Raw genomic sequence first — 14,822 nt, forward strand, 5'->3', positions numbered from 1 at the left:
TTTCATCAAATATGGAAACGGTTGTCAACAAACGTCCCTGAGGGCCCCCGGGCGGCCCTCAGGGGCCCCGAGCTGCGCCCCTTACCCGGCACCGATTTGATTGAGGGGGAGTGCCCGCCGGTACCCTGAGGCATTCGCTCTGAAGCGTCTCGCTTCAACGCCCGTCGTCGTAATGAAGAGAGCACCGTGGCCGCCGACAAGATCGACACCATCGTCAGCCTGAGCAAGCGCCGTGGCTTCGTATTCCCGTGCAGTGAGATCTACGGCGGTCAGCGCGCCGCCTGGGACTACGGTCCGCTGGGTGTCGAGCTCAAGGAGAACCTCAAGCGCCAGTGGTGGCGCTACATGGTGACGTCGCGCGAGGACGTCGTCGGTATCGACTCGTCCGTGATCCTCGCCCCCGAGGTGTGGGTCGCCTCCGGCCACGTCGCCACCTTCACCGACCCGCTCACCGAGTGCACCTCCTGCCACAAGCGGTTCCGCGCCGACCACCTGGAAGAGGCGTACGAGGAGAAGAAGGGCCGGGCCCCGGAGAACGGCCTCGCCGACATCAACTGCCCGAACTGCGGCACCAAGGGCCAGTTCACCGAGCCCAAGCAGTTCTCGGGTCTGCTCTCCACCCACCTCGGCCCGACCCAGGACTCCGGCTCGGTCGCCTACCTGCGCCCCGAGACCGCGCAGGGCATCTTCACCAACTTCGCCCAGGTGCAGACCACCTCGCGCCGCAAGCCGCCGTTCGGCATCGCCCAGATGGGCAAGTCCTTCCGCAACGAGATCACGCCGGGCAACTTCATCTTCCGCACCCGCGAGTTCGAGCAGATGGAGATGGAGTTCTTCGTCAAGCCGGGCGAGGACGAGCAGTGGCAGGAATACTGGATGGAGCAGCGCTGGAACTGGTACACCGGCCTGGGTCTCCGTGAGGAGAACATGCGCTGGTACGAGCACCCGAAGGAGAAGCTCTCCCACTACTCCAAGCGCACCGCCGACATCGAGTACCGCTTCAACTTCGGCGGCAGCGAGTGGGGCGAGCTGGAGGGCGTCGCCAACCGCACCGACTACGACCTCTCGGCCCACGCCAAGGCCTCCGGCCAGGACCTGTCCTACTTCGACCAGGAGGCCGGCGAGCGCTGGACGCCGTACGTCATCGAGCCCGCGGCCGGTGTCGGCCGCGCGATGCTGGCGTTCCTGCTCGACGCCTACGTCGAGGACGAGGCCCCCAACGCCAAGGGCAAGATGGAGAAGCGCACCGTGCTGCGCCTCGACCACCGCCTGGCCCCGGTCAAGGTCGCGGTGCTCCCGCTCTCCCGCAACCCGGAGCTGTCCCCGAAGGCCAAGGGCCTGGCCCAGACGCTGCGCCAGCACTGGAACATTGAGTTCGACGACGCCGGCGCCATCGGCCGCCGCTACCGCCGCCAGGACGAGATCGGCACGCCGTTCTGCGTCACCGTCGACTTCGACACGCTGGAGGACAACGCGGTGACGGTCCGCGAGCGCGACTCGATGAAGCAGGAGCGCGTGTCGCTGGACCAGATCGAGGGCTACCTGGCCGCCCGTCTGATCGGCTGCTAGCCCGCTCCGCCGGGGGCGCGTCCCCCGGCCTTCGGGCCCTGCCTTCCGAACGCCGGGCGGGCTGACCCATCGGTCAGCCCGCCCGGCGTTCGGCGTTCGGCGGTGCGCGGCCCGGCTTCGGCGAGCACAGACGGGTCTTGCACGGCCCCGCCCATGCCCGAAAGGGGGCGCGAGGCATGAGCGGGGCCGGTGGCGACGCCTCACCGCTGTGCCAGGTCAGCGGCGCCCGAAGGGGCGGACCGGAGGGCGAGTCCGAGCGCGACCGCTCGTACTCGGGGCTGGTCCGGTCGGGGACGTCGCCGTCCGACGCGCCGGGGGAGGTCGTCCCTCAGCGCGCCGGGGTCATTCGTTCCGGGTCACGCGGGCGTGGTCGGTCACCACGCGCCGGAACAGGTCGTGCCCGGTGCGGCCGGTGTGGCGCAGGCACCAGTCCTGGGCCGCGTCCTGGGTTCCCGCGGGCCGGACGTCTCCTCGCACTCGCCGGGGTTCGTCGCGCAGAAGGCTTCGTAGACGACGCCGCCTTCCGGCACGTGCCGGATCGTGTGCGAGACGAATCGGAGCACCGAGCGGGTCACCGGCGCACCTCTTGGCCGGCGCCGGGCGTGGTGTCCTGGTCTTCGTCGTCCTCTGCGTTGGCAGCCAGGCGTTCGCCGCGCGACTCAGCGACGCGGAGGGCGTCGAACAAGCACTCCGCCAGCCTTATGGCCGTGAAGCGCAGCTCCGACCTGCTTGCGCCCGGGTCAGCCAGCATCTGCCGGCCCGCCGCGTGGACTTCGCGCCCGATGCCAAGCTGGGTCTCTTCCATCTCGTCGGCGAGTCGGCTCAGGATGCTGTTCGGGTTGTCGGTGCTGAGGTACGCGGGCTTGCCGTCCTCGGACCACGGCAGCAGGCGGGGGCGGCTCATACGACCACCCCCGGCAGATCGACGCCCTGCGGCGCCACGACCAGCCCGGCACGGCGCCGGAGTCGGCGTTCGCGTTCTACGCGGCGCTCGTGGGCGAGGACGTAGGGCCGGACCAGAACGGCGGCCGGGTCCTCCGCGGGCGCGTGCTGGGCCGTAGGGTCGGTCGCGTGGGCATCCTGGGGGCGGGTGGATGCTCCCAAGGCGGACGGCGCCCGCCGTCTCCCGGTCGCGGGAAGAATCATCCCAAAGAGTTTCTGGATACTCTTGCGCATGTCGGCGCTCCTAGTCAGCGTCGAACGCGCCCCGGGGCCTGGCCGCCGCCGGGGCACCTTCTTGTCTTCAGACGTCCCTCACCTCGGGCGCGGCACATCGCGCCTGCGTGACGGGCTCTGATGCCCGTTCGGTCCGACCAGGGGGAAACAGATCGACCCGACGGCGCCCGCAGGTGAATACGGAGTGGTGGTCGCCGTGATCAGCCGGGCGATCGGGAAGGAGCGTCGCCGGGGCCGCGTCTGACGGCCTGAAGAGACCGGCTGCCGCGTCATAGAGCGCGCGGCGCCGCTGGCGGTCTTGTGCGGTCCGAACGGCCAACGTCTCCCCCTGCTTCGTCACGCGAAAAGGAACACGTTGACCGTACGGATGCGACCAAACGACGTGCCATTCAAGGAGGCTGGTAGTTCCGTGAGACTCAACTGGGAACTACGACCAGCCGTGATAGTTAGCCGACAACGCCCAGGTAGGACGCCATTTCACGCATGTCACTCGTGAGGGTGCGCTTGCGGCGCCGAAGGATCTCCTCCATGGTCTCGACAGCCATGGCTTGATGCTTAATCCACTCTGGGGAGCTTCGCCGCACTTCCTTCAGCTCGTCCATGGCAAGGGTGAGGTCGCGGGTGCGGGCATGGGCGCGGGCGACGTCCAACCGGTGCCGATTCCAGTTGTCGTCGCTCGGGCGGCCGAGCCGCTTCCATGCTTTCGGCGACAGGGTGTTGTCCTCGGTCGACAGCCGGATCACCGTCCGGGAGTCTCCAAGGATCATGGCGTCCTCGACCTGCTTCATGCCGACGGTGACCGGACCGAAGGTTGTCCAGTGCCGGAAGTACGAGCCTGTGTGCTCCTGGCCGACGGCCGCAGCCGCCGCGCTGGCGACGCGGCGATACTCACGTGCCTCGCTCGGCCGGTTATTCCGCATGGCAGCCGCAGAGGCACGCAGCATCAGCCATCCCCAGGCGGCACATTCGTCAGGGCTGGCTTTGGAAAGAGCGGGCTCGATCTGATCGGCCGTGGCCGCGGCCAACTGCTCGGCTTCATCGAACCGGCCTTGGCGCAGGAGCAACCAGCACATGCCGACGACTCCGGAGGCGGCGGTCAGTCGGTCACCCGCGTCTCGTGCGTCGGTCACGGCCCGGGACAGGGCCGTGTAAGCCAAGTCGTACTGGCGTACCTGGGTCAGGTACCGGCCTGCGAGTTGCATCGCTTCAGCACGAGCGAGCAGCGCCTGACGGTGCTCTTCGCCGCTGTCGAAGTAAGCGACGGCGTCGTTGGCATCCCGGACGAGCGCGGGCAGTTGAGAGGCGACGCTGCGGTAGCTGTCGCTGTGGTACAGCATGGCGCCGTCGTAGACAGTCCGGCGGAAGCTGCGCAGGTTAGGTTCGTCTTCGGTGGGCCGTGCCGTGTCGGTGAGGCCGACTGGCGGTGTGAGTGCCGTCCGTAGATCGCGCAGGTTCAGCCGATTCGGGTCATCGCGCCGCACCGGTTCCGGCTCATCCGAGGCCATGAGCACAGACGTCCTGACCCCCAACGCCCGCGCGACCGTATGAAGGGTCTCCATGCGGACGGTTCTGCCCTGTTCGAGATTCCGGACTGTCCCGATCGACAATCCCGAGTGCTCTGACAGGTCCTCCTGGCTCCATCCCTTCCGGCGCCGGTGCTTCTTGACGTTGTCGGCCGTCTCCGTCATCAGTCACCACCCCTTCGTGACCACGGTACGCCCCTGGGGGGAGGTACCCGCAGGAAGTAGTGTTCGGAGACACAGGGCCGTTTGAACGCGGAAACGGCCCCCGCCCCGTGGTCGCACAGACCAGGGCGCGAGGGCCGGGGGGATCCGGTGCCGAGGGGCTCGTCCCGGGCCGGGGGCGTGGTGGGCGTCGGGTGGTCAGGTGACCGTGCGGGGCAGGCGGAGGCTCAGGAGGCAGGTCAGGGTTACCGCCGCCAGTTGGGCCGACAGGGTCATCAGGAGGGCGTCGCGCATGCCGAGGGCGGGGGTCAGGGAGAGGAACAGGGTGCCGAGGGTGGCCACGCCCAGGGCCAGGGAGGACTGCTGGACGGTGGTCATGACGCCGCCGCCGACGCCCGCGCGGGCGGGCGGGACCTCCGACAGGACGACCCGGAAGACCACCGGGAGCTGGAGCGCCTGGCCGGCGCCCGCCAGCGCCCCGCCCGGCAGCAGTTCGACGACGCCGAGGTCCGGCCAGGAACGCCAGGCGGCCAGGGCGATGAGGACCAGGCCCGCGCCCTGGAGCACAGCGCCCGCCGGGACCACGCGGGTACCGTACCGGGCGACCAGCCGCGGGCCCGCCAGCGAGAACGCGAAGAACACCACCGCCAGCGGGGCCAGCGCCAGCCCCGCCGCGACCGGGCCGAGGCCCGCGCCCCGCTGCAACGCCACCGCGATCACGAACATGAACCCGCTGAAGCCGGTGGAGAACGGCACGATCAGCAGCAGGCCGCGCCGGAACGACGGCAGTGCGAACAGGCTGGGCGGCACCAGCGGCGTACGGCCCTTGCGGTCCGCCGCCCGCTCCACGGCGTAGAACGCCGCCGCCACCGGCACGAACGCCGCCAGGGACAGCCACGTCCACAGCGGCCAGCCCGCCGCCCGGCCCTCGGTCAGCGGCACCAGCAGGGTCAGCAGCGCCACGGCCAGCAAGACCGTGCCGGGGCCGTCGACCGGCTCCGGGCGCGGGGAGCGGGTCTCCGGCACCGCGCGGGCGGCGGCCACCAGGCCCACCAGCACCACCGGCACGTTCACCAGGAAGACGGAGCGCCAGCCGGTGCCCGCGAGGTCCGCGGCCACCAGGACGCCGCCCAGGACCTGCCCGGCCACCATCGCCAGGCCGGCCGTCGCCCCGTACAGGCCCATGGCCCGCGCGCGCCGGGGCCCGGACGTGGTCGCCTGGATGGTGGCCAGGACCTGCGGCAGCATCGCGGCGGACGCCGCGCCCTGCGCGACGCGCGCCGCGACCAGTGACCAGGCGTCGGGGGCCAGCCCGCACGCCAGCGAGGTCAGCCCGAAGGCCGCCATGCCGCCCAGGAAGAGCCGCCGCCGGCCGAACAGGTCACCGAGCCGTCCGCCGAGGACGAGCAGGACGGCGTACGACACCCCGTACCCGGCGACCACGAGTTCCAGGACCGCCTCGCTCGCCGAGAGGCCGGTGCCGATGGCGGGCAGGGCGACGTTGACGATGAAGAAGTCGACGAGGGGCAGCGCCGCGCCGAGCAGAACCGTGAACAGGCCGAGGCCGCCGAGGACCGGGGGCGCGGCCGGGCCGCCGGAGCGGACGCTGCGAGGAATGATGGTTTCGGTCACGGACACGAGGCTGCGGCCCCGCTGAGAGGGGTACCAGAGTGTCCTGATCCTGGTAGCGGGAGCACCTGGCAACAGGCTGCGGGCGCGGGCAGGCTGGAGCCATGACGACCACGGTTCACGAGACGGCGGCGGGTGGGGCGCGGCAGGCGTCCATGGCGGTGCGGCGGCACGAGCTCGCCGCCTTCCTGCGCAGCCGCCGCGAGCGCATCGCGCCCGAGCGGGTGGGACTGCCCCGCGGGCCGCGGCGCCGCACACCGGGTCTGCGGCGCGAGGAGGTCGCCCAGCTCTCCTCCGTCGGCGTCACCTGGTACACCTGGCTGGAGCAGGCCCGCGACATCCACGTCTCCGTGCAGGTCCTCGACGCCCTCGCCCGCGCCCTGCTGCTCGACGCCACCGAGCGCGCCCACCTCTTCCAGCTCGCCGGGGCCGTCGACCCGACGCCCGGCACCGCCTGCCCCGCGCTCACCCCGGCGCTGCGGGGCGTGCTGGAGCAGCTGGAGCCGTACCCGGCGTGCTTGCAGAACAGCCGGTACGACATCCTCGCCCACAACCGCACCTACGGGCTGCTGCTGTGCGACCTGGACGCGGTGGCGCCCGAGGACCGCAACTGCCTGATCCTCTCCTACACCAACGAGGAGTGGCGCTCCTCGATCGTGCACCTGGAGGAGGCGCAGCGGGTGATGGCCGCCCGCTTCCGCACCGCCATGGCCAGGCATCTGGGCGAGCCCGCCTGGAAGACGCTGCTCAAGCGGCTGCGCGACCAGTCGCCCGAGTTCCGCGCGGTCTGGGAGCGGCACGAGGTCGTCGCCCACCGCGGCAAGCGCAAGGAGTTCCGCAACCGGTACGTCGGCCGCCTCACGGTCGACCACACCGACCTGTGGCTCGGCCCGGAGACCGGCCCGCGCATGGTGACGTACGTACCGGCCGACGACGTGACGCGGGAACGGCTGGAGAAGCTGCACGCGATCGCGCTGGAACGGGCCACATCACCGGGATGACCGCCCGAAGTGCGGGAACACGGGTCATATCGGAAGGTGATGTTCCCACAGGGCGAGGACTGTCATGGCTGAGCAGAAGACGGCGCACAAGCCGGCGCGGACGCTCCCCCAGCCGCTCCACGCCGCCGCCTCGGTGCTGCGGAAGGTGCCCGGCGCCGGGACGGTCGGCAAGGTGGCGGAGGGGACGCTGGACAAGATCGGGGCCGTGTCGCCGCGCGGACGGCGGGTGGCCGTGTACACCGGGGCCGGAGTGCTCGGCGCCGCCGGGCTGGTGGAGTGGCCGGTGGCGGCCGCCGGAGCGGCGGTCGCCTGGCTGACGCAGCCGCGGCCGGAGAAGCCGGCGCAGGCCGGGACGGCGGACGAAAGAGGGTCGGAGGGCGCGGCCTCCGCCTCCGGCGGGGAGGCGGTGAAGAGCGCCGCCAAGCGCACCGCCAAGACCACGGCCCGCTCCACCGCCGCGGCGGGCGGCGCGGTCCGCGGCGCCGCCCGGAGCGCGGCCAGGAGCGCGGCCGCGAGGAGCGCCGCCAAGAACACCGGGACCGCCGCCCCGCGCCGCACCCACGGCGCCGCCCGCACCACCGTGGCCTCCGCCCGGCCCGGCACGGGCGGCACGCACTCCCGTACCCGCACGACAGGCTGAGAGGAACCGATGGGCGCTGGACTTCTGACGCGTTCGCAGGGCGCCGCGGCCGCGATCGCCCTGGCCGGCCCCCGGCTGCTCGCACGCGGTGCCGCCCCCGCCGTGGGCGTGGCGGCCGGCGCCATGGCCGGGACGGCACGGGCCGGTGTACGCGGCGCCGACTTCGCCGCGCGGGCGGCCCGGGTCGCCCGCGCCGCGCTGCCCGGCGGCCGCCGCGACTGGCGGGCCGGGGCCCGCGCCCACCTCGCGCTGGTACCGGCCGCCCGGGACAAGGTCCGGCAGGCGGGCGGGACCGCCCGCGTGGCCCGGCGGGTGGCGGCGGCGCTGGCCGAGCACCCGGACGTGGCCCTCGCCTACTGGGACCCCGGCCTGTCCCGGCTGGTGGTCACCGCGACCGAGGAAGCGCTCACCGACACGGTGGTGGACCGGGCGACCCAGCTCGCCCAGAGCCACGGCCTGGCCCGCGCCGACGACCTCGTGGAGGAGCCCGCCCACCCCGGCGACCCGGCCTCCGTGCGGGTCGCCGCCACGACCCTCGGCGCCGACGTGCTCGGCATCGCCGCCGGGATGACCGCCTCGGCGCTGCGCCTGCCCCCCACCCCCCGCCTGGTCACCGCCGTCTCCACGCTGCTGCGCGAGAACCCGACGTTCCGCTCCTGGCTGCGCGCCCGCCTCGGCGACTCCCGCATGGAAGTCGCCCTCGCCGTCGCCAACGCCGCCGTGCACGGCGCCGGCCAGAGCCCGACCTCCCTGATACTCGACGGGGTGCTGCGCGCCTGCCAGCTCGCGGAGGCGGTGGCCCGGACGGCCACCTTCGAGGCCGTACACGACCGGCTGTGCGGGCCGGGCCGCGACAGCCTGCCCGCCGACGCCTCCCTGCGCCCGCCGCTGCGCACCTCCCCGGCCCAGGAGTACGCCGCCCACGCCTCCACCGGCAGCGTGGCGGGCGCGGCGGCCACCCTGCTCGTCAAGCACGAGCTGGCCGAGGCCGCGGAAGCGGTGCTCGCCGGCTCGCCCAAGGCCGCCCGCTACGGGCCCGCCGTCTTCCACGCCGTGCTCAGCGGCGCGCTCTCCCGCACCGGCGTCCTGGTGCGCGGCCCCGAGCGGCTGCGGCAGCTGGAGATGGCCGGCACCGTCGTCCTGCATCCCAGCGCGCTGCGCACCCCGGACGCCGGGGCCGACCCGTGGACGGAGGCCGTGCTGGACGCGGCACGCCGCGCCGGACTGCGCGTGGTGATGGTGGAGGACCCGGCCCTGGCCGACTTCACCGGCCTGGCCGACCAGGTCGTCGGCGCCGGGCGCCCGTGGAGCGAGGTCGTGGACGAACTGCGCGGCGAGAGCGGCGTCATCACCGTCGTACGGCCCCGCCCCGGCGACGGCGCGGAGGTGGCCGCCGGACTGCTGCGCGGCGACGTGGCCGTCGCCCTCGCCGACGACCACGGCCCGGTCGCCTGGGGCGCGGACGTGCTGTGCACCAACGGCCTGTCCGACGTGTGGCGGCTGCTGCGGGCGGTGCCCGCGGCGCGCGGCGTGGGGCGCCGCTCGCAGGTGCTGGCCCGCTCCGGCGCCGCCCTGTCCGGGCTGCTGGTCGCCGTCGGCGAGGCCCGCAAAGGCGCCGGCGGCCCGCTGCCCGGCCTGCGGCACGCGCCGGTCGACGCGGCCGCGGCGGCGGCCCTGCTGTCCGGGGCCCGCGCGGCGCTCGGCGTGGCGACGGCCCACGCCCCGCACCCCCGGGCGCGGGTGGCCTGGCACGAACTGGACCCCGAGGACGTACGCGAGCGGCTGGAGCGGGAGAAGGAACCCGAGCCGTCCGCCGTCGAGCGGGCGACCGCCCGGGCGCGGGCCGCCGTCGACCGGGCGAGCCGCACCCCGGCGCTGGTCCCGGTGCGGTGGACGGTGCAGCTCGCCCGCGCGGTCCGCAACGAACTGGACGATCCGCTCACCCCGGTGCTGGCGGTCGGCTCGGCCGCCGAGGCGATCCTCGGCTCGGTCATGGACGCCCTGCTCGTCGTCGGCGCCCTCGACCTGAACGCGCTGGTCGGCGGCTTCCAGCGGCTGCGCGCGGAGCGGGCGCTGGCCGGGCTGCTCGCCCAGCAGAAGCAGAAGGCGCGGGTCGCTGAGGAGGAGAGCCGCGACGCGGCGGCCGAGGCCCGGCTCGTCGACGCCGCCAAGCTCTCCCCGGGCCACATCATCGAACTCAAGGCGGACGACGTGGTGCCCGCCGACGCCCGCCTGCTGTGGGAGGACGGGCTGGAGGTGGACGAGTCGGCGCTCACCGGCGAGTCCCTGCCGGTGGACAAGTGCGTGGACCCCACGCCGCGCGTCCCCGTCGCCGAACGGCACTGCATGGTCTTCGAGGGCACCACCGTGGTCGCCGGGCGCGCCCAGGCCGTCGTCGTCGACACCGGCGAACGCACCGAGGCCGCCCGCGCCGTCGCGCTGGCCGCCCGCACGCCGTCCGCCGCCGGTGTCCAGGCCCGGCTCCAGGAGCTCACCCGCAAGGCGCTGCCGCTCACCCTGGCCGGCGGGGCCGCCGTGACGGGGATCTCCCTGCTGCGGGGCACCCCGATCCGGCAGGCGGTCAGCGGCGGGGTGTCGGTGGCGGTGGCCGCCGTGCCCGAGGGGCTGCCGCTGGTGGCGACGGTCGCCCAGCTCGCCGCGGCCCGCAGGCTCGGCCGCCGCGGCGTCCTGGTGCGCACCCCGCGCACCCTGGAGGCGCTGGGCCGGATGGACACCGTCTGCTTCGACAAGACGGGCACGCTCACCGAGAACCGGCTGCGGCTGGTGAAGGCGTCCGACGCGGGCGGCACCGTGTACAAGCTGGGCGAGCCGGACGCCGCCGGGACGGTACGGACCGCCGCCCGCGCCTGCCCCCGGCTGAACGGCGACGGCGCCCGTCCCACCCACGCCACCGACGAGGCGGTGCTGGACGCCGCCGGGGACGACCCGGAGTGGGAGCAGATCGAGGGCCTGCCCTTCGAGACCTCCCGCGGCTACGCCGCCGCCGTCGGCCGCGCCGGGGACGGCTCGCCCGTCCTGGTGGTCAAGGGCGCCCCGGAGACCGTGCTGCCCGTCTGCTCCGACCTGCCCTCGCACGCCTCGGACACGGCGCACGAGCTGGCCGCCGACGGACTGCGCGTCCTGGCGGTGGCGCACCGCCCGCTGGCCGACGGCGAGAACGCGGCCGACCTCCTCGAACGCCCGCTGGAGGAGCTGCGCCCGCACTTCACCGGGCTGCTCGCGCTGGCCGACGTGGCCCGCGAGACCTCCCCGGCCCTGGTCCGCGGGCTGCGCGAGGCGGGGGTGCGGCCGGTGGTGCTGACCGGCGACCACCCGCAGACCGCCCGCGCCATCGCCACCGACCTCGGCTGGCCCGAGGACGCCACCGTCGTCACCGGCGACGAACTGGCCGCCGCGGACCGGCGGGAGAGGTCCCGGATGCTGCGGGACGCCGACGTCGTGGCCCGTGTCGCGCCCGAGCAGAAGCTCCAGGTCGTCGAGTCGCTGCGGGACGCCGGGCGGGTGGTCGGCATGGTCGGCGACGGCGCCAACGACGCCGCCGCGATCCGCGCCGCCGACATCGGCGTCGGCATCAACGCCCGCGGCTCGGCCGCCGCCCGCAACGCCGCCGACCTCGTCGTCACCGGTGACGACCTGCTCGTCCTCGTCGAGGCCGTCCACGAGGGCCGGGCCCTGTGGCACAGCGTCGCGGACGCCATCGCCATCCTCATCGGCGGCAACGCGGGCGAGGTCGGCTTCGGCATCCTCGGCACCGTGCTCGGCGGCTCCGCGCCGCTGTCGACCCGCCAGATGCTGCTGGTGAACCTGTTCACGGACCTGTTCCCGGCGATGGCGGTGGCGGTGACCCCCCAGGAGGAGGCGGAGGAGGACGAGGCCGGCTCCACCGACGCGCCCCTGGGCACGGCGGTCCTGGGCGAGCCGCTGATCCGGAAGATCCGGCACCGCGCCCTGACCACGGCCCTCGGCGCGACTGCCGCCTGGCTCCTGGGCCGGTTCACGCCCGGTACCGCCCGCCGGTCGACGACGATGGCCCTGTGCGCCGTGGTCGGCACCCAGCTCGCCCAGACCCTGTCCGACCGGCGCGGCAGCCGTCTGGTGCAGGTCACGTCGCTGGGCTCGGCCGCCGCCCTCGTCGCCTTGGTGCAGACCCCGGCCGCCAGCCGCCTCTTCGGCTGCACCCCGCTGGGCCCGGTGGCCTGGGCGGGCGTGGCCGCGGCGATCGTCCTGGCCCTGGCGGGGCAGCGGGCGGTGCCGAGGCTGGAGGAGGCCGTGATGAAGCGCTGGCCGCAGGTCGCGGAGAAGCTGCCGGTGCCGGTGGGGTGAGCCTTTTGGGGCGGCGGCGGGGACCGGGGACGCCCCCGTCAGACCCCCGCCGCCTCCCCGGCACCCGCCGGACGGAGCCGCCGCGCGGTGCGCTCGGCGGTGCGGCGGGCCCAGGCGCCCGTGGTCAGGGCACCGAGGGCCAGCACCGCGACGCCGCAGAAGGTGAGGATCCACCAGCCGGGACGGGCGGCGGCGACGAACGCGTCCCGGTACGGCGCGGAGCCCACGCCCGCCGCGAGCACCGCGCCGATCACCGCGACGCCGAGGGTGGAACCGAGCTGGCGGCTGGTGGAGGCGATGGCGGCGGCGACCCCGGCCTGGGCGCGGGGCATGCCGGAGACGGCGGTGTTGGTGATCGGCGCGTTGACGAAGCCGAAGCCGACGCCGAACAGCAGATAGCCCAGGAACAGCGTCACATCGGACGTCTCGGCCTCGAAGAGCGCGAACAGCAGCCCGCTCGCCGTCATCGCGCAGCCCGCGACCAGCAGCGAGGCGCGCGGCCCCCGGGCGCCGACCAGACGGCCCGACAGCGGGGCGCACAGGAAGGTCGGCACGGCCATCGGCAGCATCCACAGACCCGCGTGCAGGGCGCTCAGCCCGCGCACGTTCTGGAGATACAGCGTCGACAGGAACAGGAAGCCGCCCAGCGCGGCGAACCCGCACACGGCGATCACGGTGGCCCCGCTGAACGGCGCCGAGCGGAAGAAGCGCAGGTCGATCAGGGGCTCCGGGCGGCGCGGCTCATACCGCAGCAGCCCGGCGAGCGCGGCCAGCGCCACCACGGCGAAGGGCAGCACCGTCACCGGTCCCGCGTTCGGCAGCTCGATGATGGCGTAGGTCAGCGCGCCGAACAGCACGATGACCAGCAGCTGGCCCACCGGGTCGGGGCGGCGGGCGCGCGGGGCGCGGGACTCGGGGACACAGCGCAGGGTGAGCAGCAGGGCCGCGAGACCCACCGGCAGGTTGATCCAGAAGATCGCGCGCCAGCCGACCGACTCCACGAGCAGGCCGCCCACCAGCGGCCCGGCGGCCATGGAGATGCCGACCACCGCTCCCCACACGCCGATCGCGCGGGCCCGCTCACGGCGCTCGGTGAAGGTGTTGGTGATGATCGACATGGCGACGGGGTTGAGCATGGAGCCGCCCACCGCCTGGACCATCCGGAACGCGACCAGCCACGGCAGACCGGGCGCGAGGGAGCACAGCACCGAGCCGAGCGTGAAGACCACCAGGCCCGCCATGAAGACCCGCTTGCGCCCGATCCGGTCGGCCGTGGAGCCCGCCAGCATCAGCAGCGCGGCCAGCACCAGCGTGTAGGCGTCGATCGCCCACTGGAGCCCGGACGTGGTGGCCGCCAGGTCGCGCTGCATGGACGGCAGGGCCACGTTGAGCACGGTGTTGTCGAGGCTCACGATCAGCAGGCTCATGCAGCAGATGGCGAGCACGAGCAGGCGTCGGCGGTGGCTGAGCTCGGGCATGCGCACCATCGTACGCTCATTTCGATAGTGCGGTTAACTAATGAAGAGTACACGGGTATGGGGAGAGGGGGCGGGGGAGCCGTGCCCCGGGCACACCTCGGCGTACGCGACAATGGAGGAATGTCCACGCCCACCTTGCCTACGACGACCTCGACGTTGCGGGTCGGTCCGCACGCCGTCCAGCCGCCTGTCGTGCTCGCCCCCATGGCGGGCATCACCAACGCGCCCTTCCGCACGCTGTGCCGGGAGTTCAGCGGCGGCAAGGGCCTGTTCGTCAGCGAGATGATCACGACCCGGGCGCTGGTCGAGCGCAACGACAAGACCATGCAGCTGATCAAGTTCGACGCGAGCGAGCGCCCGCGCTCGATCCAGCTCTACGGCGTCGACCCGGTCACCGTCGGCAAGGCAGTCCGCATGATCGCGGAGGAGGACCTCGCCGACCACATCGACCTGAACTTCGGCTGCCCGGTCCCGAAGGTGACCCGCAAGGGCGGCGGCTCCGCCCTCCCCTACAAGCGGAACCTGCTGCGCGCGATCCTGCGCGAGGCCGTCGCCGGGGCCGGCGACCTGCCGGTGACGATGAAGATGCGCAAGGGCATCGACGACGACCACCTCACCTACCTCGACGCCGGGCGCATCGCCGTCGAGGAGGGCGTGACCGCCATCGCCCTGCACGGCCGCACCGCCGCCCAGCACTACGGCGGCACCGCGGACTGGGACGCCATCGCCCGCCTGAAGGAGCACGTGCCGGAGATCCCGGTGCTCGGCAACGGGGACATCTGGTCGGCCGAGGACGCCCTGAGGATGGTGCGCGAGACCGGCTGCGACGGCGTCGTGGTCGGACGCGGCTGCCTCGGGCGGCCCTGGCTCTTCGCGGACCTGGTGGCCGCCTTCGAGGGCCGCGCGGACGACTTCGTCCGGCCGACCCTGCGCGAGGTCGCCGACGTCATGGTCCGGCACGCGACCCTGCTCGGCGAGTGGCTCGGCGACGAGCAGCGCGGCGTGGTCGACTTCCGCAAGCACGTCGCCTGGTACCTCAAGGGCTTCGCGGTCGGCTCCGAGATGCGCAAGCGCCTGGCCATCACCTCGTCCCTGGAGGAGCTGCGGGCCGGGCTGGACGAGCTGGACCTCGACCAGCCCTGGCCGGCCGGCGCCGACGGCCCGCGCGGCCGCACCTCCGGCAACAACCGCGTGGTCCTGCCGGACGGCTGGCTGAAGGACCCCTACGACTGCGCGGGCGTCGGCGAGGACGCGGAGCTGGACACCTCCGGCGGCTGACCGGCCCCGCGGGCTGCCCGCC

Annotated in this window: 11 protein-coding genes; 5 read left to right on the plus strand and 6 right to left on the minus strand. The window is 73.8% G+C overall.

Translation table 11 applies throughout. From position 1 onward, the window contains the following. Positions 1-186: 186 nt before the first annotated feature. Positions 187-1,569: a glycine--tRNA ligase gene (locus tag AB0L74_RS00420; RefSeq protein WP_365643721.1), complete on the plus strand. Its 1,383-nt coding sequence runs from the start codon at positions 187-189 to the stop codon at positions 1,567-1,569. 342 nt (positions 1,570-1,911) lie between these two features. Here the strand turns inward: AB0L74_RS00420 and AB0L74_RS00425 are convergent, their stop codons facing one another. The 5 genes from AB0L74_RS00425 to AB0L74_RS00445 all read right to left on the minus strand — a co-directional run bounded on the left by AB0L74_RS00425 (position 1,912) and on the right by AB0L74_RS00445 (position 6,062). Then, positions 1,912-2,046 (minus strand): hypothetical protein, encoded by a 135-nt coding sequence (locus AB0L74_RS00425; protein ID WP_365643724.1) that lies wholly within the window; start codon positions 2,044-2,046, stop codon positions 1,912-1,914. Positions 2,047-2,140: 94 nt separating this feature from the next. Continuing rightward, entirely contained in the window at positions 2,141-2,473 is a 333-nt protein-coding gene (locus AB0L74_RS00430) for a hypothetical protein (protein WP_365643727.1), read from the minus strand. Beyond that, positions 2,470-2,673 carry a hypothetical protein gene (locus tag AB0L74_RS00435; protein ID WP_365643730.1) on the minus strand — a complete coding sequence of 68 codons (204 nt, stop codon included), beginning with the start codon at positions 2,671-2,673 and terminating at the stop codon, positions 2,470-2,472. The genes AB0L74_RS00430 and AB0L74_RS00435 overlap by 4 nt, the downstream gene beginning before the upstream one ends. Before the next feature lie 518 nt (positions 2,674-3,191). Further along, complete coding sequence (locus AB0L74_RS00440) at positions 3,192-4,433, minus strand: helix-turn-helix domain-containing protein (RefSeq protein ID WP_365643733.1); 1,242 nt, start codon at positions 4,431-4,433, stop codon at positions 3,192-3,194. Positions 4,434-4,628: 195 nt separating this feature from the next. Further along, positions 4,629-6,062 carry an MFS transporter gene (locus AB0L74_RS00445; protein WP_365643736.1) on the minus strand — a complete coding sequence of 478 codons (1,434 nt, stop codon included), beginning with the start codon at positions 6,060-6,062 and terminating at the stop codon, positions 4,629-4,631. Between the two features lie 101 nt (positions 6,063-6,163). On the opposite strand from AB0L74_RS00445, the gene AB0L74_RS00450 reads away from it, so the two are divergent. The 3 genes from AB0L74_RS00450 to AB0L74_RS00460 all read left to right on the plus strand — a co-directional run bounded on the left by AB0L74_RS00450 (position 6,164) and on the right by AB0L74_RS00460 (position 12,044). Continuing rightward, positions 6,164-7,060: a helix-turn-helix transcriptional regulator gene (locus tag AB0L74_RS00450; protein ID WP_365643739.1), complete on the plus strand. Its 897-nt coding sequence runs from the start codon at positions 6,164-6,166 to the stop codon at positions 7,058-7,060. A gap of 64 nt (positions 7,061-7,124) precedes the next feature. Next, complete coding sequence (locus AB0L74_RS00455; protein WP_365643742.1) at positions 7,125-7,700, plus strand: hypothetical protein; 576 nt, start codon at positions 7,125-7,127, stop codon at positions 7,698-7,700. Positions 7,701-7,709: 9 nt separating this feature from the next. Continuing rightward, positions 7,710-12,044, plus strand: a complete 4,335-nt coding sequence (locus AB0L74_RS00460; RefSeq protein WP_365643745.1) for a cation-translocating P-type ATPase — start codon at positions 7,710-7,712, stop codon at positions 12,042-12,044. A 38-nt stretch (positions 12,045-12,082) separates the two neighbouring features. On the opposite strand, the gene AB0L74_RS00465 is transcribed toward AB0L74_RS00460, so the two are convergent. Then, positions 12,083-13,522, minus strand: a complete 1,440-nt coding sequence (locus tag AB0L74_RS00465) for an MFS transporter (RefSeq protein WP_365643748.1) — start codon at positions 13,520-13,522, stop codon at positions 12,083-12,085. 120 nt (positions 13,523-13,642) lie between these two features. Here AB0L74_RS00465 and dusB point away from each other — a divergent pair, with 120 nt between their 5' ends. Next, on the plus strand, positions 13,643-14,800 hold the full coding sequence (gene dusB / locus AB0L74_RS00470; RefSeq protein WP_365643751.1) for a tRNA dihydrouridine synthase DusB: 1,158 nt from the start codon (positions 13,643-13,645) through the stop codon (positions 14,798-14,800). Positions 14,801-14,822: the final 22 nt, after the last annotated feature.

The sequence above is a fragment of the Streptomyces sp. NPDC052020 genome, assembly GCF_040680575.1.
GTDB lineage: Bacteria > Actinomycetota > Actinomycetes > Streptomycetales > Streptomycetaceae > Streptomyces.